This window comes from Tamlana sp. 2_MG-2023, from assembly GCF_030548465.1.
Taxonomy (GTDB): domain Bacteria; phylum Bacteroidota; class Bacteroidia; order Flavobacteriales; family Flavobacteriaceae; genus Pseudotamlana.
On sequence record NZ_JAUOSF010000001.1, the window covers coordinates 154,026 to 180,807 of the forward strand.

The following is a 26,782-nucleotide window of genomic DNA, read 5'->3' on the forward strand; positions in this document are numbered from 1 at the left end:
GGTAGATACAGTTTTTATGTTCTTTATTGAGAAAACAAATGAATTTGACAAATGGCTGAGAAAGCTAAAAGACTTTAAAGCAAAAGCCAAAATTTTATTCAGAATTCAAAAATTAGAGACTAATGAACACTTCGGCGATTGCAAAACTATTGGCGAAGGAATTCGGGAAATGCGAATAAATTTTGCAAAAGGCTACAGAGTTTACTTCAAAGAAAAGGATGGTAAAATAATTATTCTTCTGATTGGTGGAGATAAATCAACACAACAAAAGGACATCGAGAAAGCAAAAGTGATTTGGAAAAAATTAAATAAATAGAAAATGGGAACTTCAAGATTTGAAATAGCTGATTATTTGGACAGTAAAGAAATGATTGCGGAATATCTTAACACTGTTTTGGAAGAAGGTAATAATGCAGATATAATCAACGCAATCGGACATATTGCAAAGGCTATCGGAATGACAAAAATTGCGGAGGAAACTGGGTTAAGTAGACCAAGTTTATATAAAGCACTATCTGAGGGAGCGAAACCTCAATTCGCAACGATTATGAAAGTATTAAAAGCAATAGGAGGACAAATACAGATAAATCCTGCGTCTGCTTAAAATAACGCACCACAACAATGCCTATACTTAATACGGGTTTTGGTGCTTAATCAAAAGTTTAGTTTGTATTTGCAAAGTCCGCCATATCTTTTGATTTGGCTTTATTTCTAAAAAAGATAAAACAAAATAAAAAGATTTGGCTAAGTGTTTAAACTGAAAAGTTATTACTTTTAAATCCCGTACTAAGCATAGCTGAGAACGTTGTAAACACATAATAACATGATCAGTCAAACATCTTACAATAAAGAAATATTGAATATATTATGGAGTTAAAAAATCCAATTACTTTTTTTTCACTACTAATAATAGCGAATATTTTCACCTATATATTAACTATTGCAATTAGTAAGTTGTGGAATAAAATATACAATTATCAAGAAGATCTGCTTAAAAAGGAAATAATAGGTTCAATACTTATTTTGTGTATAAATATTATAATAGCCATACCTGGCTATATATTATGGGTTAATGATTTAATTATATTTTCTGAATACAATATTTGGTTCTCTTTTGTTGCTGTATTCTTGTTAATGGATTTTTTAATGTATGCTTTACACTATCTATCTCATCGTTTAAGTTTATTAAAAAAAATTCACTCAAAACATCACGAACATTCAGATAAATTTAATTCTGTTAGTTTATATCATATGTCTCCTTGGGAAGCTATATTTTTCGGATTATTACTAACTTTGATAACTGTTTTGTTTCAGTTTAATATTTATGGTTTTATTTTATTTTTATTTTTCAATTGGCTGTATGGTTTAATAACACATTTAAATGGGAACACCTACAAACCTTTCTTATTTATCTTCACAACAAATACATTTCATAAAGCTCATCATAAGCTTAATAATGGGAATTTTGGATTTTATACATTTTTTTGGGATAAATTATTTAAAACAGAGGCGAAAAGATGAAATGCGTTTGCTAACAATGTATAAAAAAACACATGGCTTTTGTGTTAACTCCAAAGGTCTTTGTTTATAAGTGAAGTCCACTAAATATAAAACTTGGTGTATTTATAAGATAAAATAAAAGCAAAATATTAATGAAAAATAGAAAAGCTTTATTAGTAATTGATATGCAAAAAGGCTCTTTCACGCCAAAAAAACCAAGATTTGACACAACTGGAGTTATTAGGCGAATCAACATTCTTTCAGAATTATTTCGCAAATTAAACTTTCCCGTTATTTGTATCCAACACGACGGAACAGGAACCGGTGAATTTGAAAAGTATAGTACCGATTGGCAAATTTTGGATGATTTAATCATATTAGCTAATGATGTTCGAATTGATAAATATGCAAATGATGTCTTTTACAGATCGCAACTTCAGTTAATGCTTAAAAAATTAAATGTAAATGAATTAGTTATTACCGGCTGCGCAACTGATTTTTGTGTAGAATCTACTATCCAATCCGCACTAATAAAGGATTACAATATAACTGTTGTTGAAGATGGACATACAACAGGGGAAAGACCACACTTAAATGCTAGACAAGTAATTGAGCATTATAACTGGGTTTGGAGAAATATGATACCGACAAAAGGGAAGATCAAAGTAGAAAAAGCGGAAGAAATAAAAACGTTACACCAACTATACCTATAATTAATTAGGGTTTGGTGTTTAATTCAAAAGTTAGTATGTATTTACTAAGTCCACAAAACCTTTTGATTTGGCTAAGTGCTTATTAGGAAATTAACTACTTTTAAATCCCCTACAAAGTATAGCAGAACGTTCTCCATGGAAAAATAATTAACTAGTTTCCATCTACTTAGAAAACACTATGAGTTTTCTTATGTTTCGTTTCATTTTGTCTAAATTAGGCCTTTAATCACGTAGCTAGTCTCATACATAAACTTGGTGTTAATTTAAAAAACTGAAAATGGAGATTAGAGAAATACATAGAGATGAATATACCATTTCGACCGATAAGAATAAATTAGATGTTTTGAGTATCCACAACTTCCTTGCAAAAGAAACTGATTGGGCTAATGGAATTCCAATCAATACTTTGAAAACATCAATTGAAAACTCTTTGAATTTTGGGCTTTACTGCGAAAACAAACAAATTGGTTTTGCTAGAATAATTTCAGACTATTCAACAATTGCATATTTAGGAGATGTATATATTCTAAAGGAATATAGAGGAAAAGGATTAAGTAAATGGTTGATAAAAGAAATAATGGAACATCCAAATCTTCAAGGATTAAGACGTTGGATTTTATTAACCAATACAGCAGAATGGCTTTATAAAAAATTCGAATTTAGGGAGTTATCTAATCCTGAATTTTATATGGAAAAGCATAATTCAAATGTTTATAGCGAAGAAAAAAACTAATGCCTACTCCGTATAATTTAATGATAGCTCTAGCCTACTTGCGAAAATTCTCCCGTCCCGATAGCAATCAGGATTCTATTAGTTTTATTTGTTAAATTACGGGGTAAACCACGCAACAAATCATATATAAAAATGCTAGCAGTAAATACATAAAATGAGGAACTATCTAGAAACATTTGGAATACTCACCACCGAAGATATTGATTTATTAGAAAAGAAGGTCGTTCTTAAAAAATTGAAAAAGGGCGAATTTTTTATTAAAGAAGGTCAAACATCTACTGAAGTTGGTTTTGTAACTTCTGGATTATTCAGGTCATTTTATTATTCATCATTAGAAGAAGAAGTAACCTATTGTTTTACTTTTTCAAATACATTTGTGAGTGCATATTCTTCGTTTTTATCTCAAAATAAAACTGTTGAGAATATTCAAGCCCTAACCGATACTGAAATTTTAACGATATCTAGGCGTGATATTTTAAAATTGGAGGAATCAAGTACCAATTGGTTGAAGTTTTTTAAACTCATCGCAGAACAAGAATATATCAAAATGGAAAAAAGGATATTCCTGTTGCAAAAGGAATCTGCTGAAAAAAGGTATCGAGATTTACTCGAAAATCATCCAGAATTTTTGCAATTAATACCTCTTAACTTCCTTTCTTCATATTTAGGGATTACTCAAAGACATTTAAGCCGAATAAGAAAGGCGATTTCGAATTAGACAAATGTCCTTTTAAAGAAGCTTGATGACACAGTTCTTTGTAAAAAAAAACATAGAACAAATATGAAACACGTACTGATTATTAATGGGCATCCAGATAAAGAGAGTTTTAATTATGCGTTATCTGAGGCTTACAAGAAAGGTGTAAATAAAACAGATTCAATACTGAGCCAAATTAACATCGCGGAATTGGAGTTTAACCCTAATCTGCAATTTGGTTACCGAAAAAGAACAGCATTGGAACCCGATTTAGTTGATGCTATTGATAAAATAAAACAAGCTGACCATATCGTGTGGGTATTTCCAGTGTGGTGGTATAGCTACCCTGCATTAATGAAAGGGTTTATTGATAGAACATTTCTGCCTGGGATTACTTACCAACTCATTGATGGGAAACCATTTCCAGAAAAACTCTTGAAAGGTAAATCGGCACGATTGATTATTACAGCAGACACTCCTAAATGGTACGATTTTTTAATTATGAAAAGACCAGCAATAAACCAATTTAAAAAAGGAACTTTACAATTTTGCGGAATAAACCCCGTTAAAGTCACTTATATTTCAACAATTAAAAGTTCAAGTTCCGTTTTTAGAAAAAAATGGTTGGAAAAAATAGCTTTGTTAGGAGAAAGTATACAATAACTATGATTAATAGCGTTTGAAATTGGTTGATGACTCAAGCTATAAAGGTTTAATGATTAAGCATTAAACCTAATTTCATTACAGATTTAGAAAAGTAATTAAAAAATCCAGAATGGTACTCCTTAAAAGTGCCAACCCTTAAAATTTATAAATGGCAATAGAAAAAGACCTCATAAAACGAGAAATACAAAAACTGAATTTATTACTGACAGGTTTAATTGAAAAAATAGGAGGAAGAAACCCAGATGATTATAAAAGTAGAATAGAGGAGTTGAATGCCGTTTTAAATAATGAATTTAATATGTCATTAAATAATATTTCTGAAATGAAAGCTTCGGAATTAATAAAGCAACTTTCAGAAATAGAAGCATCTCATACAGATAAGATCGCTGAATTGATTTATCTAGTTTTGAAGGATTCGTTATCGGTGGATTCTGAAGTAGGTTGTTATAAAAATAAGCTAGCAGCAAACGCTATTGTGATGATTGATTTTCTGAATGAAAACTCACAGACATTCTCCTTCAAAAGAATGAATATGAAAAATGAACTTCAGCAGTATGTATAGCTAATGGCTTGTTTATGTTACCAATGTTTAGTGATTTTGGATTAAATAGTATTCGAAATGGGAAAAAACACATCAATATCACTTGGGAATCATTTTGAAGATTTCATCAGAAAGGAAGTAAATTCTGATAGATATGGTTCTGTTAGCGTAGTCATTCGTTCGGCATTACGTTTGTTGGAGCGCGAAGAAAAAAAGAAAGGGAACTCATAAAAGCCCTAAAAGTAGGTGAAAATAGTGGTTTTGTTGAAGATTTTAATCCAAAAGAAAATCTGTCTAAATTGCACGGTAAACACTTATGAGTAAAAACAAATATCGAATAAGTAAACAAGCTATTGCTGATTTAAATGATATTTGGGTTTATACTTTTCTTAAATGGTCAAAAGAGCAAGCTGATAGATATTACGATTTAATAATTGGAGAAATCGAATTTATAGCAGATCATTATCTCGTAGGGAAATCGGCAGAACAAACTCGAAAGGATTATAGAGTAACGAAAATTAAATCACATCTCATTTTTTACAAAAAAAGTTGAAGGTGGCTTGGTTGAAATCGTTAGAGTTTTGCAGCAAAGAATGGATGTTAAAAAAGGATTGAAATAAATATTCGCACTAACGGTTGCAAACTTTCGACCAGCTGAAAATATAATATACATTTATTTCAGGCTTTACAACAACCTAAACCAACTCACGTTTAATAAGATTCTTCAATTCATTTAAATCATCATAAACCACAAACTCACCATCTTTAAAACAGGAAATATGACCTGTTTCTTCACTAACCACTAAAGCAATAGCATCTGTTTTTTCGGAAACTCCAATACCTGCTCTATGGCGTAAGCCAAAACGTTTAGGGATGTTTTTTTCGTTGTTTACAGGTAAAATAACGCGGGTCGCTTTTACTGTATTGTTATTTATAACGATGGCGCCATCGTGTAGCGGACTATTCTTAAAAAAGATGCTTTCAATAATGGGTTGGGTGACTTTTATGTTCATTTCATCACCAGATTCCGATAAAAAATCGAGGTTGTTATTACGTTCAAAAACAATTAAGGCTCCAGTTTTAGTTTGAGCCATTTTATTACAAGCCGAAATTATAGCATCTACATCGGTTTCGTTGCTTGCTTCAGATTTTAAAAAGTTTAATTGCTTGAATAGTTTTCCACGTCGTCCAATATTTGTAGAGCCTACCATCAATAGGAACTTCCTGATTTCAGGTTGAAAAACGACAATCAAGGCAATAATACCTACTTTCATAAAGCCTCCAAAAATTCCAGTGAGGAGTTCCATGTTAAGGAAGTCGGTTAATCGCCAAGCCCCGTAAATAATAATGATTCCAATAAATATATTGATGGCTACGGTGCCTTTAACTAATCGATATAGGTAGTAAAGCAGTACCGCAACAAGAATAACATCGATAATATCTACTACAGTAAAGTTTAGGATGTCTTTAAATATTTCCAATGATAAAAGTGATTTTTTGTAAATTTAGTGAAATATGAGAACGCGTTCTAATTAAAAATAAATTCGTTATTTGAAATCTTTATATTTTTTAAATTGAGTTTTGATAGTTCAGATTTAAAAGTAATATAATCTTCAAAAGGAAGTTTATCATAGAAAGATAAACCTATAGAGCCTGCTTCTTTAGCCTGAGAAGTTGTTTTCATTACAGTATTTACTAAATCTTTAATGTCTGTTTTATGTTCAGTACCATTTAGTCCAAAAACAATAATTTGATTCAAGTCAAAAGTTGCAATAAAATAGGTGTCTTCGGGAGTTAATTGGTCGGAGTCATTGCTATAAACAATATCGGTAAATTCAATAAAGCCCAAATCTTTTCGACTTATATCGTTACAGGTGTAGTAGTTTTTTGCGTTTTCATTTTTATGACTCGAATTCTCTTTTTTTTCTTGCAAAAACTGAATGTGAGGAACTACTTGTTTCAGTGATAGGCGTTTATCAACATTAATAAGCCAATTGGTTGAAACGATGAGGTTTTTTCGGTTAAGTTCAACACTATCTTTTTGTGTTTCATCGTAAAATAAATAAGCCGCTGAAACATCGTTAATTTCTGTAATTTCAGAATGGTCTATTTCTGGAAGTTGAATTACTTTTTCATTTCCGCAGGCACACAATAGAAGCGTCATTAATAGTAAAATAAAGTATCTCATGACGGTTTATTGTTTTAAAGCTTCAACAAGTTTAATCGTTTCAACAGCTTCTTTCACATCGTGAACGCGTAAAATAGAAGCTCCTTTTTGTAAGGCAATGGTGTTTAAAATTGACGTGCCGTTTAAGGCCTTGTCAGCAGTAGTTTCTAAGGTTTTATAAATCATAGATTTTCTTGAAATGCCTGCCAGCAAAGGTTTATCGGTCATTTTTAAGAGTTCCAATTTATTGAGTAGCTCAAAATTTTGTTCTAAAGTTTTCGCGAAACCAAAACCTGGGTCTACAATAATATCAATGATTCCTAGGGCTTTAGCGGCAGCAATCCGTTCAGAAAAATAAAATAATACGTCTTTTAGTAAATCGTTATAATCGGTTTGTTGTTGCATGGTTTTAGGCGTGCCACGCATGTGCATCATGATGTAAGGTACTTTTAAGTCGGCCACCGTTTGCAACATATTATCATCTAATTTTCCAGACGAAATATCGTTAATCAATGCCGCGCCTGCTTCAATACTTTGTTTGGCAACTTCACTTCTAAACGTATCAATAGATAATAAAATATCAGGAAAGTTTTTTACAAGAGATTTTACAATGGGAAGCATACGATTTAACTCTTCGGTTTCACTCACATGATCGGCATTGGGGCGTGAACTATAAGCGCCAACATCAATAAAAGTAGCGCCATCTTTTAGCATTTTTTCTACTACCAAAAGGGTTTCTTTTTCATTTTTATGAACGCCGCCATCATAAAACGAATCTGGTGTCATGTTTAATATGCCCATCACTTTTGGTGATGCTAAATCGATGAGTTGTCCTTTACAATTTATGGTCATTGATATGGTTTTGTGTGGTCTAGCCATATTAATTGAACTTTAAGACTTAAACCTTTGAACTTTCTAATAATTTATGCGAAATTTACGCAAAATTCAATTTATTCATGCAAGATACTTCAAAACAATACGATGCCGTAATAGATACCTGTAAAAGTTTATTTATTAAGAAAATGAGTGATTACGGAAGTGCATGGCGAATTTTAAGATTACCATCGCTTACCGATCAGATTTTTATCAAGGCACAACGTATTAGAGGTTTGCAACAAAATGAGGTGAGAAAGGTTGATGAAGGAGAGGTTAGTGAGTTTATCGGGATTATAAATTACAGTATTATGGCCTTAATTCAGTTAGAAAAAGGCGTGGTAGAACAACCCGATTTATCTACTGAAGAAGCGACCGAATTATACACAAAAATGGCCGCTGTAACGAAAAAACTTATGGAGGATAAAAACCATGATTATGGTGAAGCCTGGCGGGATATGCGCGTGAGTAGTTTAACCGATTTAATCTTGCAAAAGTTACTACGTGTAAAGCAAATTGAAGATAATAAAGGAAAAACCATTGTTAGCGAAGGCATTGATGCCAATTATCAAGACATGATTAATTACGCGATCTTCGCAATGATCCACTTAAACGCAGATAACGCATGAGACTATTAGTTGCTATTTCAAGAATTTTTGTTGGTGTCCTATTTATTATTTCCGGATTTATTAAACTGAATGATCCGCTAGGGTTTTCATATAAATTACAAGAATATTTTGGTGCCGATGTATTGAATATTGAAGTCTTAATACCTTATGCGCTAGGGATTTCAATATTAGTAGTTGTTTTCGAAGTGGTTTTAGGGGTGTTTTTATTAATAGGGTACAAGCCGAAATTCACGGTTTGGAGCTTACTTTTAATGATTGTCTTTTTCACATTCCTAACCTTCTATTCAGCATATTTCGATAAAGTTAAAGACTGCGGTTGCTTTGGTGATGCCCTAAAATTAACACCATGGGAAAGTTTTACTAAAGATTTAGTACTACTGGTATTTATTCTCATCCTATTTGTAGGTGTAAAATACATTCATCCTGTTTTTGGGAAATTACAAACTACCATTTTTGCGTTGCTTAGTTTTATCTTAAGTTTATGGTTTGGTTTTCATGTTTTAGAACACCTACCAGCTATAGATTTTAGAGCCTATAAAATTGGTGCCAATATCACTGAAGGCATGACAGTTCCTGAAAATGCGCCAAAACCGGTTCAAGAATACAGTTGGACATTCAAGGTGAATGGAGAAGAAAAAGTGATAAAAACCAATGGTTCTTATCCGTCTGTAGATGGTGAATACGTAAGTGTTGAAACCAAAGTGATTCAAGAAGGCTACGTACCACCAATTTACGATTTCTCCATAGAAAGCGAGGAAGAAGATCTAACAGCGCAGTTTTTAGCAGAAGAAAAATTGATTGTTGTGGTATCTTACAGTCTTGAAAAGATAGAAAAAGGTGGTGCTGTGAAATTAAAAGCACTGCAAGATAGAGCCAGACAAAATGGTTTTAAAATTATAGGATTAACGGCTTCTGGAGAAGCTGCTAAACAACGCATAAAAGAAGCTTATAGTATCGATTTTGAATTCTATCTTTGTGATGAAAAGGCGTTAAAAACCGTGGTGCGATCAAACCCTGGAATTATAGAGTTAGACAAAGGGACGGTGATGCAAAAAGTACATTGGAACGATATTGAAGATTTAAAATTATAATTTTAGACTTATTAAACGTTAACAAATAAACCATAATCTATTTGATAGGCTATTTATTAAATAAAATTTTATATGCTATACTCACTCTCTTTGGGGTGGTTACGGTGATATTCTTTTTATTTAATGTGCTTCCTGGTGATCCAGCACAAATGATGTTGGGTCAAAATGAAGACAGTGAACAGTTAGCACTGGTAAAGCAAAAGTATGGTTTCGATAAACCAATAAGTACCCAGTATTTATACTACATCAACGATTTATCACCTTTATCCTTTCACTCTAATAATTCTAACGACTATACCTTTTTAAGAGCAGGAAAGTATCATGAAACGCAATTGTTTTCTATTGGAAACACCACCACGGTATTAAAACTCCCTTATTTAAGAGAATCCTTTACAAAACAAGGTAAGTTGGTGAGCCAGGTTTTAAGTGAAACGTTGCCAAACACCTTTGTTTTGGCTATTACAGCCATTGTAATTGCGATGCTTTTAGGTGTGTTTCTAGGTGTTATTTCAGCGTTAAATAAGGATACTTGGTTGGATAAATTAATTCAAATAATAAGTACCTTTGGTATGAGTGTACCATCCTTTTTTAGTGCTATTCTATTCGCCTGGTTTTTTGGTTTTGTTTTGCATGAATATACTAATTTGGAAATGACAGGAAGCTTATATGAATTGGACGATTTTGGAGAAGGCATGCACATCCGTTGGAAAAACTTAATACTACCAGCCATAGTGTTGGGTATTCGTCCGCTAGCTGTCGTTATTCAGCTCATGCGTAATTCCTTATTAGAAGTATTTAATCAAGATTATATCAGAACAGCAAGAGCTAAAGGTTTAAGTGAGTTTCAAATTATAAATAGACACGCGATTAAAAATGCCTTGAACCCTGTGGTTACAGCTATTTCAGGTTGGTTTGCTTCCATGTTGGCCGGTGCCGTTTTTGTGGAGTATATTTTTGGTTGGAACGGACTAGGAAAAGAAATAGTAAACGCGTTAAACACTTTAGATTTACCCGTAATTATGGGCGCTGTGCTTATTATCGCGTTGCTGTTTATCATTATAAATATTTTTGTAGACCTTATTTACGTTTGGTTAGATCCCAAAGTGAAGTTAGAATAAAGTGTTGTTTGTGTTAGTTTCAAGCAGAAAATAAGACCGATTAGTTTAATAATAAATCATCATTAAAATGAAAAAAATAGTTTACCTACTTGTTATCTTATTAAGTTTTACATCGTGTAACGCACAAACCCCAACAAAATTTACCCAAGCCGCATTAAACGATACTTTTCTTAGTTTAGAAGGGAAATCTGTGGCTCTTAAAGATATTTTAAAAGCACACCAAGGCAAGGACGTCGTTATCGATATTTGGGCCTCTTGGTGTAGCGATTGTATAAAAGGCATGCCAAAAGTAAAAGCTTTACAAGAAAAACACCCCGATGTTGCCTATGTATTTTTATCTTTAGACCGAAAATTAGATGCTTGGAAAAATGGCATTAAAAAGTACAAAGTTGAAGGCGAACATTATTACTTAGAGAACGGTAAAAAAAGCGCCTTTGGAGATTTTGTAAATATAGATTGGATACCACGCTATATGGTGGTTGATGCAGAAGGGAACATAAAGTTATTTAAAGCCGTTGAGGCCGATGACAAGAATATAGAACACATTTTAAACAACTAATAAAATCCTTGATAAAACAAGGTAAAACTACCATGAGAAAACAAATTGTAGCCGGAAACTGGAAAATGAACAACGATTTAGCGCAAACAGAAACGTTAATAACAAAGTTGAAAGCACAGACAAAAACTACAAATGCAGAAGTCATGATTGCGCCTACTGCAACCAACTTATGGCATGCCTACAACAGTACAAAAGGTACAGGTATTGAGGTAATTGCTCAAAATATGCATTTCGCTGAAAATGGCGCTTATACAGGTGAAGTTAGTGCTGCAATGCTAAAAAGTATCGGTATAAATACGGTTATTTTAGGACATAGTGAGCGTCGTGAGTATTTCAATGAAACCGACGAAACTCTAGCTAAAAAAGTAGATGCGGCTTTAGCTAAAGGTATGCGTATTATCTTTTGTTTTGGTGAAGAGTTAGCCGATAGAAAAGCAGGAAACGAAGAAGCTGTTGTTGGAAGTCAGATTAAAAATGCACTATTTCATTTGGCAGCTGCCGATTTTCAAAATATCGTTTTAGCATACGAGCCAGTTTGGGCCATCGGAACAGGTGAAACAGCTACTGCAGACCAAGCACAAGACATGCACGCCTTCATTAGAAAGACTTTAGCCGATAAATACGGTAACGATATTGCAGAAGACGTTTCAATCCTTTACGGAGGAAGTGTAAAACCAGCAAACGCCGAAGAGATTTTCTCTAAACCAGACGTAGATGGTGGTTTAATTGGTGGTGCTGCACTTAACGCCGAAGATTTCTTTGGTATCGTAAATGCGTTTTAAACTCTAATAAAATAACCCATTTTCGTTAATCCGGAAAGGTATTAAAATAATTTGGGCGTTACCCCGATGAAAAATCGGGGTCGCGCTTTACGTTATATCTTTTTCTCGTACCTCAAAAAAGGATGCCACTTCAATCGCTAACGCGGGTACCACGTCCTTACGTTATTCTACACTTGATTGAGAATCCATTCGCTAAATAATTAGTTCTACAGCCTAGTATTTAGTTGTATACTTTTAAATTTTAAAGATGCTAACAATGCGCCAGCCTAAAGGAGTGCCGTCTAAAAGTATGTAACTAGCTACCGACCTCTATTAAAAGGATTTATTTGAATTCTGCGAAACAAAATTAACAACGAATCATAAAATGTTCCTTAACCTGTTCTTTTCTAAAAAAGATTAATCCCCAGAAAAAAGTATCAATACTTACCGTTACTTTGGGGTGTTGTTTTATGATTTCCCAAGCTTCAGTCATGCCTTCAGACCAGTAAATATCATCAAAAATAAATACAGAATCGTTAGTCGCTGATTGTAGTAAAGTCTCAAAATATTCTAAAGTGGATGCTTTTTGGTGATTGCCATCAAAAAAAATTAGGTCGTAGTTATTAGAGGTTATTTTTTTGATTTCAGAAGAAAAATCACCTTGAACGCTTTCGATATTATTAAGTTTTTCGTCTTTAAAACGCCTTTTTGAAAATTCTGAAATATTCGGACATCCTTCAATAGTGGTGATGTGTGACTCCGGATTTCCTAAACTTAAGGCCTGCGTAGCGATGCCTAGAGAGGTGCCAAGTTCAAGGATGTTTTTAGGTTTGAAATAAGCACTAAGGCGGTACAATAATTTAGCGCGTTTAAGCGTGGTTCCTGCGTTCTTAGCCATATTGCAGACTAGGCGTTCTTGTTGTTTCATCACTTGTGAGCCAGCGCCTAAATCAGTAACCTTGATACTACCTTTATCTTGAAGCAGGTTTTTTTTATAATTTTGAATGGTTTTATAAGCATCGTGCGGATTTCGATCATAAAAACATTTGGTCACCAAATTATAAACAAAAGGCGAGTGCACCCCGTGCTGATTGCTAGATTTTAAAAGGAATTTAATGTATTTGGTTGCTTGGTATAGCATGGTTGTATTTCGAAAGTCGGGGTTGCGGCACAAATCTACTTAAAAAAATGATATTTTACATTTAGTTGTTAGTTACTGGTCAATTACTCTAGCGTTCATTTTCTAGACACTTCAAAGTCAAAAGTCAACGGTCAACAGTCAACAGTCAAAGGTCAAAAGTCAAAAGTCAAAGGTCAACAGTCAACAGTCAAAAGTCAACAGTCAAAAGTCAAAGGTCAACAGTCAACAGTCAAAGGTCAACAGTCAACAGTCAAAGGTCAACAGTCAACAGTCAACAGTCAACAGTCAACAGTCAACAGTCAAAAGTCAAAGGCCAACAGTCTACCCCTCCAACTTCGCCGACAACTCAAACCATCGTTCTTCTTTTTCGTCCATGGTATCAATAATTTTCTGTAGTTCATCAGACAGTTTATTGATTTGTTCCTGTGTTAAATCGGGGTTGTTGAATTTGTTTTCCAGTTCTTTTTTATCATAAGTGAGAGATTTAAGCTTGCTTTCAATGTTTTTAAGCTCTTTTTCTTCATTATAAGACAGTTTAGCAATTTCGTTTTGTTTCTGCGATTTGTTGTCTTTTTTCTCTTCGGTGATTGCTGAAACCGCTGGCTGACTATCTTCATAAACACGGTAATCGGTGTAGTTTCCAGGGAAATCTTCAATAACACCTTCGCCTCTAAAAACGAATAAGTGATCGACAACTTTATCCATGAAATAACGGTCGTGAGACACGACGATAATGCAACCAGGAAAATCTAATAAGAAACTCTCAAGAACGTTTAGCGTAACAATATCTAAATCGTTGGTAGGCTCATCGAGAATTAAAAAATTCGGATTCTGAATTAAAACCGTACATAAATAGAGGCGTTTGCGTTCGCCACCACTTAGTTTTTCAACAAAATCGTATTGCTTTTTTCTGCTGAATAAAAAACGCTCTAAAAGTTGTTGCGCACTAATTTGGCGTCCTTTTTTTAGAGGAATGTAATCACCAAATTCACGAATCACATCTATAACCTTTTGTTCAGGCTTTATAGTGATGCCGTTTTGGGTGTAGTAACCAAATTTAACGGTTTCACCTTTAACAACTTTTCCAGAATCTGGTTCAGCGGTTTGGGTTAGAATATTTAAAAAGGTAGTTTTTCCCGTGCCATTTTTCCCTATAATACCAATGCGTTCCCCTTTTTTAAAGTTGTATTCAAAATTATCAAGAATGACTTTGTCTTTAAAAGCTTTGCCTACTTTGTGAAACTCAAGGATTTTACTTCCTATGCGTTCCATGTTAAGTTCCAGTTGCACTTCATGATCGTTTCTACGTTGGTGCGCGCGGTGTTTAATATCGGCAAAGTCGTCAATTCTAGACTTAGACTTGGTGGTTCGCGCTTTTGGTTGTCGACGCATCCAGTCCAATTCCTTTTTAAAGAGTTGCTTGGCTTTACCGGTTTCAACGGCTTCACGTTCAATACGAGCTTCACGTTTTTCAAGGTAGTAAGAATAGTTCCCTTTGTAGCTATACATCTGGCCTTCATCCAACTCAATAATTTCATTACAAACACGCTCTAAAAAATAGCGGTCGTGCGTGACCATAAAAAGGGTGATGTTTTCCTTAGCAAAAAAAGCTTCCAGCCATTCAATCATTTCAAGATCCAAATGGTTGGTAGGTTCATCTAAAATTAAAAGGTCAGGTTTATTGATTAAAGCATTCGCTAAAGCCAAACGTTTTTTTTGTCCGCCCGAAAGCACACTAACTTTCATGTCCAGCTTTTCAAGTTTTAATTTGAAAAGAATTTGTTTGTATAAGGTTTCAAAATCCCAAGCTTGATGGCGCTCCATGGCTTCAAAAGCGGCTTGGTAAGCATCGGTATCTTCTGGGTTTAAAAGCGATTTTTCATAATTGGCAATCACTTTTAAAATAGGGCTGTCGCTAGCAAAAATAGTTTCTTCAACCGTTAAAGCAGGATCGAATTTCGGGTCTTGCGACAGGAAGGACACTTTAATATCTTTTCGATAAATTACATTTCCCGAATCGGCTTGGTCATCACCAGAAAGAATATTTAAAATGGAGGTTTTTCCGGTGCCGTTTTTGGCTACGAAGGCAATTTTCTGATCTTTATGAACACTAAACGAAATGTCTTCAAAAAGGACATGCTCGCCGTATGATTTTGATATGTTTTCAACAGTTAAATAATTCAAAGTCTATCTATTTTTTTTGTAAAGAACGTAAAAAAAAAAATATGGCATAAGTTTCATGGTTAAAGTCGAACAGTTATATTTGTACAGAAAAATAACCTTATATGAATAAATGGTTTCTTGTAGTTTTAGTGGTGGTAAACACGGTTTTTGTGTCCTGTATCACTAATAAAGATGTGGTGTACTTACAAGATCATAGGGATGAAAACGATACGATTCCAGTATTACGAGAGCTTCCGAAACCTTATAAAGTTCAGGTTAACGACCTTTTAAGTATTAATGTAAAGGCTTTGGATGAGGAGTTGACTAAGATTTTTAATCCAGTAGAAACTAACAATAACAATGCTAATGGTCAAAACCAGTCGAATTTATATTTTAATGGCTTTACGGTAGATGACCACGGGAAAATTAAGTTTCCTATACTTGGTGAAATTACCGTATTGGGCTATACGACTATCGAAATAGAGGAGTTAGTTAAGAAAGAATTGTTAGAACAATATTTTAAAGAAACGGCTGAGTTGTTTGTTACGGTGCGACTTCCTGGTGTAACTTATACGGTTACAGGAGAGGTTAATGGTACAGGGATTTATACCATTTTTGAAGATCGTGTAAATATTATTGATGCCCTAGCCAATGCTGGTGATGTCATGCTTACTGCAAATAGAAAGGATATTTTAATTGTAAGGCAATACCCAGACGGACAACGCATTCATCATATCGATTTAACCGATATAAGTGCAATGAATTCGCCGTATTATTATATTCAACCAAACGATATCATATTAGTAAAACCATTAAAGCGTAAAGTAATTGGTGCCGGACAAACGGTGATCCAAAATTTTGCTGCAATTATGTCAATTCTAGCAGGAATTACGTCCATATATGTGTTAACAAATAGTTTATAATTTTGAAACTGTGACGGAAGAATTTGAAGCTTCAGAATCATCGGCCTCAAGCTTTGATATAAAAAAATTTTTATTTCGAGCCTTGAGCTATTGGAAGTTGTTCGTATTGCTTCTAGCAATAGGTGTTTTTTTAGTATATCAAAAAAATATCAGAGAAGAGTTTTCGTATCGCTTAGGGACCAAGATATCTATTGAGGATGATAGCAATCCGTTATTCACATCAAATGCCAGTTTAACTTTTAACTGGGGAGGGGTGACTTCAAAAGTACAAACCATGATTGTGACCTTGAAGTCGCGATCGCATCATGAAAAAGTTGTAGACCGTTTAGAGTTTTATAAAACCTACTTAAAAGAAGGCCGTTTTAGAAAGCAAGACATTTATAAAGCTGCACCATTTCGGTTTTATCAAGATAACGACTTTGCACAACTTATTGGAACCCCCATTAAAATTACGTTTTTAGAGCAGGATACTTTTGAGCTAAGTACTGAGTTTACAGGAACGACTGTAGCAGTTCAAAACTTTAATACCAAGGAAATTTCCAGAGTTGATGTGCCGGTAGGGGTATTTAAAGAAACTTTTAAATTGGGAGAATCTATTACATTACCTTTTTTAAAAGGGATTGTTCGATTGGCTGAAAACCGAAAAGCAGCACAAGGATCCGTGTTCTTTATTCAATTCAATAATTTTGATGGCGTCGTTGCTAGTTACAACTCTAGAATGAACGTAGCAAATTCAAGTAGTTCACCTATTTTAGATCTTACTTTAATTGATAAAAATACCGAGAAGATCGTGGATTACTTAAATATGGTAGTCGATGTTTTAAGTGAAGATCAATTAAATCGAAAAAATCAATACGCCACGAACGCTATTAAATTTATAGACGAGCAAATAGCCCGTGTAAAAGTGGAGATGACGGATAATGCTGAGGAACTCAACGATTACCGAAAAGAAAATAAAATTTATCAACTGGATAGCGACGGCACTTTACTGAATGAGAAATTGTCTAAGTATGAAGAAGAAAAGGAAGCGATAAATAGGCAGTTAGACTATTATTCAAGTCTTAAAAACTATCTATTAACAAGTAACACATTTACAGATGTTCCTGCGCCTTCTATTTCAGGAGTTGGTGACCCAAATATCTTGGCAAATGTGTCCAAAATTAATGAGCTTTCGGTTGAGAAATCGAAATTACAGTATTCTGTTAAAAATGACGCATCTATTTTTAGCGATTTAAACCGACAAATAGAAGGTTTGAAAAACGTGCTTTTGGAGAATATTAGTTCGGTGACTAGTGTTTTAAGAAGGGATTTAGAAATGGTTTATTCTAATCTACGTAGAGTAGAGTCAGAATTCAGTAAGTTGCCTGAAGATCAGCAAAAAATGCTAACCATAAAGCGCCAATATACCTTAAGCGAGAAAACCTATAATGTATTTTTGGCCAAGCGTGGTGAAGCTGAAATTATAAAAGCGTCCAATGTGTCAGACATCTTAGTGGTCGACCCGGCTAAAAACACAGGAGCTACCGTATTAGGAAGAAATTTAAATGTTCGTTACGTTTTTGCTTTTTTTGCTGCTTTACTGTTTCCTTTAATCATCGCCTTTGTTTTAACCTTTTTAGATAACAATATTCATAGTCCGATGGACATTGAAAAACTATCTACCATTCCGCTGTTAGGGGTGGTTGGCAAAAACACTTTGGAAGACAATTTAGTAGTCCATAGAAAACCAAAATCGGCAGTAGCGGAGTCTTTTAGAGCTATTCGAAGTAATTTACAGTATTATTATAAAACCAAAGACGTTAATGGTGCCAAAACACTCATGGTAACTTCTTCGGTAAGTGGTGAAGGAAAAACATTCTGTTCTATTAATATGGCTACGGTTTTCGCTTTAAGCGGAAAGAAAACCATTTTACTAGGCTTAGACCTTAGGAAACCAAAAATTTTCGGAGATTTTAAGATTAAGAATGATTTAGGGGTGGTGAATTACCTAATCGGACAATCAACATTGGAAGAAGTGGTTCAAAATAGTGGTATCGACCATTTAGATTTGATTGTTTCTGGGCCCATTCCGCCAAACCCTTCAGAACTATTGATTGGGGAAAACATGAAAACCTTAATTAATGAACTGAAAAAAGAGTATGATTACATTGTATTAGATACCCCTCCAGTAGGTTTAGTAGCCGATGCCTTAGAGCTTTTAGATTTTGTTGATGCCTCCATTTACGTTGTGCGCCAAGATTATACTAAAAAAGGCATGCTTAATTTTATTAATGAAAAGTATAAATCAAAACAAATAAAAAACCTCAGTTTAGTCTATAATGGTTACGACCAAAAGGCCAAATATGGTTACGGTTATGGCTACGGTTATGGTTACGGCTATGGCTACGGAAACTATGCTAACGGCTATCATGATGAGGATAAAAAACAAGGTGTTTTTTATAAAATAAAGCGATTTTTTAAGAAGAATAAAAGGGCTTAGTTTTTTGACTTCATTCTGAACTTTTATCTGTAAGAGGTAGGTAATTCGGTATCTCATTATCAATCTAAGTCGTAGTGTCATTCTGAATTTTTACCTACCGGAGGTAGGTGTTTCAGGATCTCACTAGAAACAAAAAATAAGCCTAAGAATTACAAACATCAATGGCATTAGAAACGAGAATATATCAAAAGGAAAATCAGTTACGACTGGGCCACATGTTTAGAGCCAGCTTTAAGGATTTAATTAGTTCACGTTTTTTAGCAAAGCAATTGGCGGTTCGCGATATTAAAGCTCAATATCGACAAAGTTATTTGGGGATTTTATGGGCATTTATTACGCCTTTATTTACTGCATTTGTTTGGGTTTTTCTATCACGTTCAGGAACGGTTACTTTAACTGATACTGGGGCGCCATATCCGGTATTTGCTTTTACGGGAACTTTAATCTGGTCTATCATCACCGAATCTATTAATGCGCCCACAGCGAGCACCAAAAGTGCCAAGGGGATTATGTCTAAAATAAATTTCCCTAAAGAAGCACTTATACTTTCAGGAGTATATAAACTGTTGTTTAATACAGGCATTAAATGCATATTATTATTGTTTTTCATATTTTTTTATGGCGTAGGCTTTCATGCTACACAGTTGCTATTTCCACTTGCAATTTTGGTAGCTATTTTATTTGGTACCACCATAGGATTGTTTTTAACCCCTATTGGTATGTTGTATAGTGATGTAGGTAAGATTATTAGTGTAGGACTCAGTTTTTTAATGTACGTGACACCTGTAGTTTATGTGATTCCTAAAACAGGTATCATGAAAACCATTATGGAAATAAATCCCTTAACTCCACTTATTTTAACAGCAAGAGACTTGATTTTGGGGAATACTCCAGCTTTTTTTAATTATTTTATAGGCATCTTTGTAGGGAGTTTGCTCTTGTTTTCTGTGGCGCTGGTTTTTTACCGTATATCCATTCCTATTCTAGTAGAAAGGTCTAATGCGTAGGGGTGTTTGTGAAACGGGAAGTTGTTTGTGGAGTCTCGTGAAACGTCTTTAGTGAAGCGTTTTTCGTAAATCGTGAAACGTGAGCCGTGAAACGCGATTTACGTATGAGTTTGGAATTAAAGGTGAAAACGTTGAAATATGAAATGTGAATCGTAAAACGTAGATCGTGAAACGTGAGAGGAAATTTACGTATAACTAAGTGTTTAGGTTAATAAGCTCGAAACCCGTTTCACGAAACCCGTTTCACGCCTACCCAGGCTAATGAGCAAAAAAAATGAAAGAAGAAAAAAACATACAAACAAATAATGAGGTTCTTGTTAAGGTAGAAGGCCTCAGCAAAAAGTTCTGCAAGGATTTAAAAACCAGTTTGTGGTATGGTATCAAAGATTTGACCTCAAATGTCTTTGGTAATAAAAATGACCGTGAGCTTCGCGATCAAGAATTTTGGGCTGTAAAAGATATTAATTTTGAACTGCGTCGTGGTGAATGTCTAGGCCTTATTGGGCATAATGGTGCCGGAAAATCTACCTTGCTTAAAATATTGAATGGCCTAATAAACCCAGATGCGGGTAAAGTCACTATAAAAGGACGTGTAGGGGCGCTAATCGAGTTAGGTGCCGGATTTAACCCCATTTTGAGCGGACGTGAAAATATTTATAACAACGGTGCCATTTTAGGCTTTAGTAAAAAGGAAATAGACGAAAAGGTGGAGGACATTATCGATTTCTCCGAAATACGCGAGTTTATTGATATGCCCGTGCAAAATTACAGCTCAGGGATGAAAGTTCGTTTAGGTTTCGCCGTAGCCGCTCAAATGGAACCTGATGTCTTGATTATTGATGAGGTTTTGGCTGTGGGGGATTTGGGGTTTATATTAAAGTGTTTTAAAACGATTGATACTATCTTACCAAAAACCGCTATAGTATTTGTAAGTCATAGTATGCCCATGGTATCTCGTATTTGTAGCCAGATTATTTTGATGGAGCATGGTAGGACGCAGTTTCAGGGGGATAACGTTAGTGAAGCGATTGACTTATATTATACTAGATTTTCTAATAATGAAACTAATGTTATTTTTGATGATGGAAGTATTGAATTAGAAAAAGTTGAAATAAATAATACAGTTAAAAAAGAAGGTATTTCTCACTTGGAATGGGGCAGTAACATGGAGCTTAGCTTTAAATTTAAAAATCACAAATTAAAAGAGCTACCAGTTTTTCAATTTGTAATTTTTGATAAGGAGCAAAGACCTGTGGCTATTTTAAAGCCGAATACATCGAATGCAGCTATTTTATTTAATGATAGTGTTATTACATTTAAAATTATACATAAAAAACTGCAATTATCTAAAGGTATTTATACGTTAAATGTATCGGTAAATGATTCAAATACTAAAGAACCGTTCTTAAGAATAAATGGAGTTATAGATTTTCAGGTGCTCAGTGAGCATCAGGTTTGGCAGCCATTTTTATTAGATACTCATTATTATACTGAAAATTAGATTATGATGTTATTTAGAAGGGGTAAAGTTAGAAAGCATAAAGAAAAAATATTCTGTATAGGAAGAAACAAAACAGGAACAACTAGTTTAGAGAGTGTGTTAGGAGAATTTGGTTATAAGTTAGGTGATCAAATTGAAGGAGAGATGTTGGTCAAAGCTTATGCTAATAAAGATTGGGGTGAAATAACCAACTTTTGTGAAAGTGCAGAGGCATTTCAAGACGCTCCATTTTCATGGCCGTATACATGGTTGTTTTTATATAATGCCTATCCTAAAGCCAAATTCATACTTACTATAAGAGATACGGAATCCTGGTATGAATCTATTACGCGTTTTCATTCTAAAATATTTGCCAATGGAGAAAGAATACCTAATAAAGAAGATTTATTAAATGCGAATTATAGATATGAAGGTTTTGTTTGGGAAACAAGTAGAGCTGTATGGAAAACTCCAGAAAATGATGTGTATAACAAAGAAATGTTTATTAGAAACTATATTAGGCATAATGAAGATGTTATACACTTTTTTAAGGATAACTCTAACTTTTTATGTATAGATGTTACGAAAAAAGGAAGTTATAAGGAACTAGCTGATTTTTTAAATAAAAAGATGCTACATCAAGAGTTTCCTCATCTTAATAAAACACAATGATTAACGTAACCAAAACATTTCTACCGCCACAAGAAGAATACCAAGCCATATTAAAACGCGCTTGGGATACAGGGTGGATGACTAACCGTGGTGTTTTGGTAAAGGAGTTAGAAGTGAAATTAAAGGATTATCTACAAGTCCCTAATATTATTGCGATGACCAATGGCACTTTACCTTTGCAAATCGCTATTAAAGCTTTAGGTTTAACGGGAGAAATAATAACCACGCCTTTTAGCTATGTGGCGACAACCTCAAGTATCATTTGGGAGGGCTGTACACCAGTTTTTGTGGATATTCATCCTGAATATCTAACTATTGATGAAACTAAAATTGAAGCTGCTATTACCAGTAAAACTTCAGCTATTTTGGCAACTCATGTGTTTGGTAATCCTTGTGATGTAGAAGTAATTGAAAAGATAGCGAAGAAACATGACTTAAAGATTATATATGATGCCGCCCATTGTTTTGGGGTGAAGTATAAAGGCCAATCGTTATTTAATTATGGGGATGTGAGTACTTGTAGCTTTCATGCAACTAAACTGTTTCACACCGGTGAAGGTGGCGCTTTGTTTTGTAATTCAGAATACTTTGAAACGATGTATTCAAAACATAATTTTGGACATGATGGGCCAGAGAAATTTCAAGGTTTAGGAATTAATGCAAAAATGAGTGAGCCTCAAGCGGCTATGGGTTTAGCTGTGTTTAATCATCTTAATGAGATTTTCGAAAGTAGAAAAAAAATAGTCCAATTATATCAAGAGTTATTAGATGATTCAGATTTTAAGTTCTTGAAAATAAGAGAAAGCACAGAATGGAATTATCATTATTTTCCTGTTATTTTTAAAACAGAAGAAGATTTACTTTTGGCTAAAGAAAGATTAAATAAAATTGATGTTTTTCCAAGACGCTATTTTTACCCAAGTTTAAATACAATTGATTATTTAAATGGGAGTAACACTTGCACAATAAGTGAATCTATAAGTGAAAGGGTATTGTGTTTGCCTTTGTTTGTAGGCTTAGAAAATGTTTGGGTAGAACGAATTATTAATCAAATTAAAAATGATGACCGTTAAGAAAATAGCTATCATGCAACCTTATTTTTTTCCCTATATAGGTTATTTTCAGTTAATCAATACGGTTGATAAATTTGTGTTTTATGATGATGTGAATTTTATTAAGGGAGGTTTTGTTAATAGGAATAGTATATTGTTGGGAAACAAATCATTACGGATAAATGTCATGTTAAAAAAAGCATCCTCGTTTAAAAAAATTAATGAAATAACTATCAATAATCAAATAAATTGGCAAAAGAAACTATTAAAGCAGATATCTCAAAGCTATTCTAAAGCGCCGCAATTTGATGTCATATATAATTTAATTGAAAAAATCATACTTAATAAAGAAGAGTGTCTTTCAGGATTTTTGAAACAAGGAATAGTTCAAGTTTGCAATTATTTAGATATTGAAACAGAGATTATTAATAGTTCAAAAATTTATGAAAATAAAGAATTAAAGGGTAAGGAGCGAATTTTTGATATTTGTAAACAAGAACGATCTAGTCATTATTTTAATGCCATAGGAGGTATCGCTTTGTACGATAAACAGGAATTTTTAAATGAATCGATCAAGTTAGACTTTTTGAAAACAGGAGAAATAAAATACGCCCAATTTGCTAATACGTTTGTTCCTAATCTATCAATAATAGATGTGTTAATGTTTAATTCAAAAGTAGATGTTCAGAAAATGCTGTTAAATTATAAGCTATCTTAAATGAAACGTATAGCTATACATAGTGTTCCTAGAAGTGGGTCTAGTTGGCTGGGAAGTATATTCGATTCCTCACCCCATGTTGCTTATAGGTTACAGCCACTCTTTTCATATACACATAAAGGACAAATAGGCGAACAGGCTAATTTGTATGAGATTAATGCTTTTTTTGCTGATATTTATAATACAGAGGATGAATTTGTATTGCAACGTGATTCAAAGTTAAGAGGAATTATTCCAAGATTCGAAAAGGATGAAATAAGTCATATACTTTATAAAGAAGTACGTTATCATAATGTACTTAAAAACTTATTAGAAAAGGATAAAGAGCTTAAAGTTATTGGTCTTATTCGAAATCCTTTTTCTGTAATTAGTTCATGGTTAAAAGCTCCAAAGGAGTTTAAAAAAGAATTAGGTTGGGTTGTCGATGAGGAGTGGCGTTGGGCACCTAAAAAAAATAAAGGAAAAGTTGAAGAGTTCAATGGGTTTGAAAAATGGAAAGAAGTAGTGTTTTTGTTTTTAAAATTAAAACAAAAATTCCCTGAGCAATTCTACCTTTTGGAGTATGAAGATTTAATTTCAAACAAAAAAGTGCAAATAGAAAAACTTTTTTCATTTTCAGATTTGGAAATACATGAGCAAACCTTGGGTTTTTTAGAAAATTCTAGTAAAAAAAACGATAAGGATGCGTATTCAGTTTTTAAAATAAAAAAACATGATGAAGATTGGAAGGAAGAATTACCAAAAAATATTATTGAAGATATTAAAGGAGATAAAGAATATCAAATCTTAAATGAAAAATTTCAATGGACATAGTGTCATTCAAGAAAAAATTTGAAAAGGTAATAGTAAATCCGTGTCCGAATCAGGTATCAAGTACCGTAACGGTATCAGTTTGTATTCAAACCTATCAACATAAAGAGTATATCCAAGAATGCTTGGATAGTATTCTTATACAGAAAACGAACTTTGATTTTGAGATTTTATTGGGAGACGATGCTTCTATTGATGGAACTCGTAAAATTTGTGAGTTATACGCAAAGAAGTTCCCAGATAAAATAAGATTGTTTTTACATCATAGAGAAAATAACATAAAAATTAACAACCAACCAACAGGGCGATTTATTTTTTTGTACAATTTATATGCAGCCCAAGGTAAATATATAGCACTTTGTGAGGGCGATGACTATTGGACAGATCCTTTAAAATTACAAAAGCAGGTTGATTTTTTGGAGGCTAATGAAGCATTTGTAGGAGTGTTTCATAACACTTCTTATATAGATGAACGTGTACCTAATTATATGCCTAAACCTTGGCGAACCTATAATAAGGATGTGTTTACAGCCGAAGATACAATTAGGAAGACTTCGCTTTTTCATACAAGTTCTTATTTTTTTCGAAATTTAAATATAGATTATAAGAATTTAGCAAATAAAAGAATAACCAGTGGGGATATGTATTTGTTGGGTCTTATTTCAAAATATGGCAAACTTAAGTTGTTAAACGAGTTTATGTCTGTTTACAGAAAAAACGAAGGAGGTGTTACTTCAAATGAGTCGTTAATAAACTACCATAAGAATAGAGTTGTTTTAAATAAAGCTCTAAATAAATATTTTAACTATAAGTATAGGCAACAAGCAAAAAAACTTATAAATTATCATAAAGAAGAGTTGTATAAGATTAAGTATCCGATGTTATATAAACTTTTAAAGAAATTAGCTTTTTAATTACGTCTTAACTTATATTGTAAATTAAAACAGAGAAAATAATTATTATTGATGAAATTAATCTTCTCAGGAAACAAAAGGAAACAATATTGTATGGAACCGCAACCAAATGAGTAAAACTTTGAATATCGCTATTTTTTCACCAAGTCAGAATCCATATTCAGAGACCTTTATTCAAGCCCATAAAAATGGGTTAAAGGGAAATGTGTTTTATTACTTCGGTACCGGTCTAGAAATTAAGCTAGAGGGCGAAAAAAAATTAATGCCTTATATTTTGTATAAATTACACCGTATAAATGCTAAATTTTTCAGGAAAGGAAGCCGCTACTTATGGACACAAAAAGTGCTATATAACTTAAAGAAGCATAAAATTGATACGATATTAGTGGAGTATGGCACGCATGCCCATCACTTATTGCCAGTTTTAAAAGTGGCTAAGTTACCTGTTACGGTTCATTTTCATGGTTATGACGCTAGCATAAACCATGTAATTACAAGTTGTGGCGCATACAAAGAAGTATTTGCTGTGGCAAAAAATGTCATAGCCGTTTCAACAGTAATGTATGATAGCTTATTAAAATTGGGCTGCCCTAAAGCCAAATTAATTTATAATGTTTATGGTCCACAATCTCTATTTGAAACTGTAAAGCCTAAATTCAGTAAAAAACAATTTGTAGCGATTGGTCGTTTTACAGATAAAAAAGCACCTTATTATACCATTTTAGCTTTTAAAGCTATTTTGAAAAAGCATCCAGATGCACAGTTGCTTATAGCAGGAATTGGAGAGTTATTGAATACCTGTGAAAACTTAATAAAATATTTTAATTTAGAAGAGAATATTGAGCTTTTAGGAGTCATCTCTCCAAATGACTACGTCGCTTTATTAGAAACCTCTTTGGCTTTTGTACAACATTCCATTACAGCTAAAATAGGTGATATGGAAGGGACTCCCTTAGCCGTTTTAGAAGCGAGTGTAGCAGGTTTACCAGTAATTGCAACAAAGCATGCTGGTATTCCGGATGTTATTGTTCATAACGAAACAGGATTACTATCCGATGAACACGATGTAGAAACCATGTCTGCAAATATGTTGCGAGTTTTGGATGATTTGGATTTTGCCAAACAGTTAGGAGCCGCTGGAAAGCAACGTATTCTAGAACAGTTTAATTTACAAAAGCATTTGGAGAAGTTGCAAAAGGCTATAGGTAACGATTAATAAGAAGTCTGTTTCTCTGAGAAATAAAGTAAATATTATCCAGGTAACACATTCAAGTAGTCTTTATAGACTAGTGGATTAGTATGTATCATCTCACAACTGGCTGTTTCTATCTATTTAAAAAGGTTAAAGAGTCTTTCAATAAATTAAATTTCCAAT

At 33.4% G+C, this 26,782-nt stretch carries 30 protein-coding genes; 25 read left to right on the forward strand and 5 right to left on the reverse strand.

Annotated features, from left to right (window positions below; genetic code table 11):
• The first annotated feature begins 16 nt into the window (after nt 1-16).
• The 10 genes from Q4566_RS00760 (at nt 17) to Q4566_RS00805 (ending at nt 5,403) form a co-directional block, all read left to right on the forward strand.
• A complete protein-coding gene (locus tag Q4566_RS00760; RefSeq protein WP_303417273.1) occupies nt 17-316 on the forward strand; it encodes a type II toxin-antitoxin system RelE/ParE family toxin in 300 nt (99 codons plus the stop codon).
• A gap of 3 nt (nt 317-319) precedes the next feature.
• On the forward strand, nt 320-604 hold the full coding sequence (locus tag Q4566_RS00765) for an addiction module antidote protein (RefSeq protein ID WP_216068244.1): 285 nt from the start codon (nt 320-322) through the stop codon (nt 602-604).
• 263 nt (nt 605-867) lie between these two features.
• Nucleotides 868-1,521, forward strand: a complete 654-nt coding sequence (locus Q4566_RS00770; protein WP_303417276.1) for a sterol desaturase family protein — start codon at nt 868-870, stop codon at nt 1,519-1,521.
• A 131-nt stretch (nt 1,522-1,652) separates the two neighbouring features.
• Nucleotides 1,653-2,213 (forward strand): isochorismatase family protein, encoded by a 561-nt coding sequence (locus Q4566_RS00775; RefSeq protein WP_303417278.1) that lies wholly within the window; start codon nt 1,653-1,655, stop codon nt 2,211-2,213.
• 277 nt (nt 2,214-2,490) lie between these two features.
• On the forward strand, nt 2,491-2,946 hold the full coding sequence (locus tag Q4566_RS00780; RefSeq protein ID WP_303417279.1) for a GNAT family N-acetyltransferase: 456 nt from the start codon (nt 2,491-2,493) through the stop codon (nt 2,944-2,946).
• A 154-nt stretch (nt 2,947-3,100) separates the two neighbouring features.
• Nucleotides 3,101-3,664 carry a Crp/Fnr family transcriptional regulator gene (locus Q4566_RS00785; RefSeq protein WP_303417281.1) on the forward strand — a complete coding sequence of 188 codons (564 nt, stop codon included), beginning with the start codon at nt 3,101-3,103 and terminating at the stop codon, nt 3,662-3,664.
• Between the two features lie 63 nt (nt 3,665-3,727).
• Nucleotides 3,728-4,306, forward strand: coding sequence for an NAD(P)H-dependent oxidoreductase (locus tag Q4566_RS00790; protein ID WP_303417283.1), 579 nt, complete (start codon nt 3,728-3,730; stop codon nt 4,304-4,306).
• Nucleotides 4,307-4,457: 151 nt separating this feature from the next.
• Nucleotides 4,458-4,871, forward strand: a complete 414-nt coding sequence (locus Q4566_RS00795; protein ID WP_303417286.1) for a hypothetical protein — start codon at nt 4,458-4,460, stop codon at nt 4,869-4,871.
• Nucleotides 4,872-4,928: 57 nt separating this feature from the next.
• A complete protein-coding gene (locus Q4566_RS17085) occupies nt 4,929-5,081 on the forward strand; it encodes a type II toxin-antitoxin system ParD family antitoxin (RefSeq protein WP_408056938.1) in 153 nt (50 codons plus the stop codon).
• A gap of 85 nt (nt 5,082-5,166) precedes the next feature.
• The gene (locus tag Q4566_RS00805) at nt 5,167-5,403 is read left to right on the forward strand and encodes a type II toxin-antitoxin system RelE/ParE family toxin (RefSeq protein WP_303417288.1); all 237 of its coding nucleotides are present in this window, start codon (nt 5,167-5,169) and stop codon (nt 5,401-5,403) included.
• Nucleotides 5,404-5,545: 142 nt separating this feature from the next.
• Here Q4566_RS00805 and cdaA read toward each other — a convergent pair whose 3' ends face one another.
• From cdaA to folP, 3 genes are read right to left on the reverse strand one after another with little or no spacing between them, the layout of a single operon-like run.
• Nucleotides 5,546-6,331 carry a diadenylate cyclase CdaA gene (cdaA, locus tag Q4566_RS00810; protein ID WP_303417290.1) on the reverse strand — a complete coding sequence of 262 codons (786 nt, stop codon included), beginning with the start codon at nt 6,329-6,331 and terminating at the stop codon, nt 5,546-5,548.
• Nucleotides 6,332-6,378: 47 nt separating this feature from the next.
• Nucleotides 6,379-7,038 (reverse strand): hypothetical protein, encoded by a 660-nt coding sequence (locus Q4566_RS00815; protein WP_303417292.1) that lies wholly within the window; start codon nt 7,036-7,038, stop codon nt 6,379-6,381.
• Between the two features lie 6 nt (nt 7,039-7,044).
• Nucleotides 7,045-7,869, reverse strand: coding sequence for a dihydropteroate synthase (folP, locus tag Q4566_RS00820; protein WP_303418112.1), 825 nt, complete (start codon nt 7,867-7,869; stop codon nt 7,045-7,047).
• A gap of 104 nt (nt 7,870-7,973) precedes the next feature.
• Here folP and Q4566_RS00825 point away from each other — a divergent pair, with 104 nt between their 5' ends.
• The 5 genes from Q4566_RS00825 to tpiA all read left to right on the forward strand — a co-directional run bounded on the left by Q4566_RS00825 (nt 7,974) and on the right by tpiA (nt 12,069).
• On the forward strand, nt 7,974-8,519 hold the full coding sequence (locus Q4566_RS00825; RefSeq protein WP_303417294.1) for a DUF1599 domain-containing protein: 546 nt from the start codon (nt 7,974-7,976) through the stop codon (nt 8,517-8,519).
• A complete protein-coding gene (locus Q4566_RS00830; protein ID WP_303417296.1) occupies nt 8,516-9,610 on the forward strand; it encodes a BT_3928 family protein in 1,095 nt (364 codons plus the stop codon). Before Q4566_RS00825 ends, Q4566_RS00830 begins: the two co-directional genes overlap by 4 nt.
• Before the next feature lie 41 nt (nt 9,611-9,651).
• Entirely contained in the window at nt 9,652-10,728 is a 1,077-nt protein-coding gene (locus Q4566_RS00835) for an ABC transporter permease (RefSeq protein ID WP_303417298.1), read from the forward strand.
• A gap of 67 nt (nt 10,729-10,795) precedes the next feature.
• Entirely contained in the window at nt 10,796-11,287 is a 492-nt protein-coding gene (locus Q4566_RS00840) for a TlpA disulfide reductase family protein (RefSeq protein ID WP_303417300.1), read from the forward strand.
• Between the two features lie 32 nt (nt 11,288-11,319).
• Entirely contained in the window at nt 11,320-12,069 is a 750-nt protein-coding gene (tpiA, locus tag Q4566_RS00845; protein WP_303417302.1) for a triose-phosphate isomerase, read from the forward strand.
• A 346-nt stretch (nt 12,070-12,415) separates the two neighbouring features.
• Here tpiA and Q4566_RS00850 read toward each other — a convergent pair whose 3' ends face one another.
• Both Q4566_RS00850 and Q4566_RS00855 read right to left on the reverse strand, forming a co-directional pair.
• Nucleotides 12,416-13,189, reverse strand: a complete 774-nt coding sequence (locus Q4566_RS00850) for an O-methyltransferase (RefSeq protein ID WP_303417303.1) — start codon at nt 13,187-13,189, stop codon at nt 12,416-12,418.
• A 321-nt stretch (nt 13,190-13,510) separates the two neighbouring features.
• Nucleotides 13,511-15,373, reverse strand: coding sequence for an ABC-F family ATP-binding cassette domain-containing protein (locus tag Q4566_RS00855; RefSeq protein WP_303417305.1), 1,863 nt, complete (start codon nt 15,371-15,373; stop codon nt 13,511-13,513).
• A gap of 101 nt (nt 15,374-15,474) precedes the next feature.
• Here Q4566_RS00855 and Q4566_RS00860 point away from each other — a divergent pair, with 101 nt between their 5' ends.
• The 10 genes from Q4566_RS00860 to Q4566_RS00905 all read left to right on the forward strand — a co-directional run bounded on the left by Q4566_RS00860 (nt 15,475) and on the right by Q4566_RS00905 (nt 26,623).
• The gene (locus Q4566_RS00860; protein WP_303417307.1) at nt 15,475-16,275 is read left to right on the forward strand and encodes a polysaccharide biosynthesis/export family protein; all 801 of its coding nucleotides are present in this window, start codon (nt 15,475-15,477) and stop codon (nt 16,273-16,275) included.
• 10 nt (nt 16,276-16,285) lie between these two features.
• Nucleotides 16,286-18,754, forward strand: a complete 2,469-nt coding sequence (locus tag Q4566_RS00865) for an exopolysaccharide transport family protein (RefSeq protein ID WP_303417309.1) — start codon at nt 16,286-16,288, stop codon at nt 18,752-18,754.
• A gap of 161 nt (nt 18,755-18,915) precedes the next feature.
• On the forward strand, nt 18,916-19,761 hold the full coding sequence (locus Q4566_RS00870) for an ABC transporter permease (RefSeq protein WP_303417312.1): 846 nt from the start codon (nt 18,916-18,918) through the stop codon (nt 19,759-19,761).
• A 274-nt stretch (nt 19,762-20,035) separates the two neighbouring features.
• The gene (locus tag Q4566_RS00875) at nt 20,036-21,262 is read left to right on the forward strand and encodes an ABC transporter ATP-binding protein (protein WP_303417314.1); all 1,227 of its coding nucleotides are present in this window, start codon (nt 20,036-20,038) and stop codon (nt 21,260-21,262) included.
• A 6-nt stretch (nt 21,263-21,268) separates the two neighbouring features.
• Entirely contained in the window at nt 21,269-21,913 is a 645-nt protein-coding gene (locus Q4566_RS00880; protein WP_303417316.1) for a sulfotransferase, read from the forward strand.
• Nucleotides 21,910-22,986: a DegT/DnrJ/EryC1/StrS aminotransferase family protein gene (locus Q4566_RS00885; protein ID WP_303417318.1), complete on the forward strand. Its 1,077-nt coding sequence runs from the start codon at nt 21,910-21,912 to the stop codon at nt 22,984-22,986. The genes Q4566_RS00880 and Q4566_RS00885 overlap by 4 nt, the downstream gene beginning before the upstream one ends.
• Nucleotides 22,987-22,999: 13 nt before the next feature.
• Nucleotides 23,000-23,683, forward strand: a complete 684-nt coding sequence (locus Q4566_RS00890; protein ID WP_303417320.1) for a WbqC family protein — start codon at nt 23,000-23,002, stop codon at nt 23,681-23,683.
• Entirely contained in the window at nt 23,684-24,496 is an 813-nt protein-coding gene (locus tag Q4566_RS00895; protein WP_303417322.1) for a sulfotransferase domain-containing protein, read from the forward strand. It abuts the gene before it with no gap.
• Complete coding sequence (locus Q4566_RS00900; RefSeq protein WP_303417324.1) at nt 24,487-25,407, forward strand: glycosyltransferase; 921 nt, start codon at nt 24,487-24,489, stop codon at nt 25,405-25,407. Before Q4566_RS00895 ends, Q4566_RS00900 begins: the two co-directional genes overlap by 10 nt.
• Before the next feature lie 109 nt (nt 25,408-25,516).
• Nucleotides 25,517-26,623, forward strand: coding sequence for a glycosyltransferase (locus Q4566_RS00905; protein ID WP_303417326.1), 1,107 nt, complete (start codon nt 25,517-25,519; stop codon nt 26,621-26,623).
• Nucleotides 26,624-26,782: the final 159 nt, after the last annotated feature.

What these genes read in the sequence shown, in the direction of transcription:
- Q4566_RS00775 (WP_303417278.1), top strand. Translation starts at nt 1,653, where the DNA reads ATGAAAAATAGAAAAGCTTTATTAGTAATTGATATGCAAAAAGGCTCT.
- Q4566_RS00880 (WP_303417316.1), top strand. Translation starts at nt 21,269, where the DNA reads ATGTTATTTAGAAGGGGTAAAGTTAGAAAGCATAAAGAAAAAATATTC.
- Q4566_RS00765 (WP_216068244.1), top strand. Translation starts at nt 320, where the DNA reads ATGGGAACTTCAAGATTTGAAATAGCTGATTATTTGGACAGTAAAGAA.
- Q4566_RS00770 (WP_303417276.1), top strand. Translation starts at nt 868, where the DNA reads ATGGAGTTAAAAAATCCAATTACTTTTTTTTCACTACTAATAATAGCG.
- Q4566_RS00830 (WP_303417296.1), top strand. Translation starts at nt 8,516, where the DNA reads ATGAGACTATTAGTTGCTATTTCAAGAATTTTTGTTGGTGTCCTATTT.
- Q4566_RS00785 (WP_303417281.1), top strand. Translation starts at nt 3,101, where the DNA reads ATGAGGAACTATCTAGAAACATTTGGAATACTCACCACCGAAGATATT.
- Q4566_RS00900 (WP_303417324.1), top strand. Translation starts at nt 24,487, where the DNA reads ATGGACATAGTGTCATTCAAGAAAAAATTTGAAAAGGTAATAGTAAAT.
- Q4566_RS17085 (WP_408056938.1), top strand. Translation starts at nt 4,929, where the DNA reads ATGGGAAAAAACACATCAATATCACTTGGGAATCATTTTGAAGATTTC.
- Q4566_RS00805 (WP_303417288.1), top strand. Translation starts at nt 5,167, where the DNA reads ATGAGTAAAAACAAATATCGAATAAGTAAACAAGCTATTGCTGATTTA.
- Q4566_RS00850 (WP_303417303.1), bottom strand. Translation starts at nt 13,189, where the DNA reads ATGCTATACCAAGCAACCAAATACATTAAATTCCTTTTAAAATCTAGC.
- Q4566_RS00760 (WP_303417273.1), top strand. Translation starts at nt 17, where the DNA reads ATGTTCTTTATTGAGAAAACAAATGAATTTGACAAATGGCTGAGAAAG.
- Q4566_RS00815 (WP_303417292.1), bottom strand. Translation starts at nt 7,038, where the DNA reads ATGAGATACTTTATTTTACTATTAATGACGCTTCTATTGTGTGCCTGC.
- Q4566_RS00885 (WP_303417318.1), top strand. Translation starts at nt 21,910, where the DNA reads ATGATTAACGTAACCAAAACATTTCTACCGCCACAAGAAGAATACCAA.
- Q4566_RS00860 (WP_303417307.1), top strand. Translation starts at nt 15,475, where the DNA reads ATGAATAAATGGTTTCTTGTAGTTTTAGTGGTGGTAAACACGGTTTTT.
- Q4566_RS00825 (WP_303417294.1), top strand. Translation starts at nt 7,974, where the DNA reads ATGCAAGATACTTCAAAACAATACGATGCCGTAATAGATACCTGTAAA.
- Q4566_RS00890 (WP_303417320.1), top strand. Translation starts at nt 23,000, where the DNA reads ATGCAACCTTATTTTTTTCCCTATATAGGTTATTTTCAGTTAATCAAT.
- Q4566_RS00840 (WP_303417300.1), top strand. Translation starts at nt 10,796, where the DNA reads ATGAAAAAAATAGTTTACCTACTTGTTATCTTATTAAGTTTTACATCG.
- Q4566_RS00870 (WP_303417312.1), top strand. Translation starts at nt 18,916, where the DNA reads ATGGCATTAGAAACGAGAATATATCAAAAGGAAAATCAGTTACGACTG.
- folP (WP_303418112.1), bottom strand. Translation starts at nt 7,869, where the DNA reads ATGACCATAAATTGTAAAGGACAACTCATCGATTTAGCATCACCAAAA.
- Q4566_RS00905 (WP_303417326.1), top strand. Translation starts at nt 25,517, where the DNA reads ATGAGTAAAACTTTGAATATCGCTATTTTTTCACCAAGTCAGAATCCA.
- Q4566_RS00895 (WP_303417322.1), top strand. Translation starts at nt 23,684, where the DNA reads ATGAAACGTATAGCTATACATAGTGTTCCTAGAAGTGGGTCTAGTTGG.
- Q4566_RS00875 (WP_303417314.1), top strand. Translation starts at nt 20,036, where the DNA reads ATGAAAGAAGAAAAAAACATACAAACAAATAATGAGGTTCTTGTTAAG.
- Q4566_RS00790 (WP_303417283.1), top strand. Translation starts at nt 3,728, where the DNA reads ATGAAACACGTACTGATTATTAATGGGCATCCAGATAAAGAGAGTTTT.
- tpiA (WP_303417302.1), top strand. Translation starts at nt 11,320, where the DNA reads ATGAGAAAACAAATTGTAGCCGGAAACTGGAAAATGAACAACGATTTA.
- Q4566_RS00780 (WP_303417279.1), top strand. Translation starts at nt 2,491, where the DNA reads ATGGAGATTAGAGAAATACATAGAGATGAATATACCATTTCGACCGAT.
- Q4566_RS00795 (WP_303417286.1), top strand. Translation starts at nt 4,458, where the DNA reads ATGGCAATAGAAAAAGACCTCATAAAACGAGAAATACAAAAACTGAAT.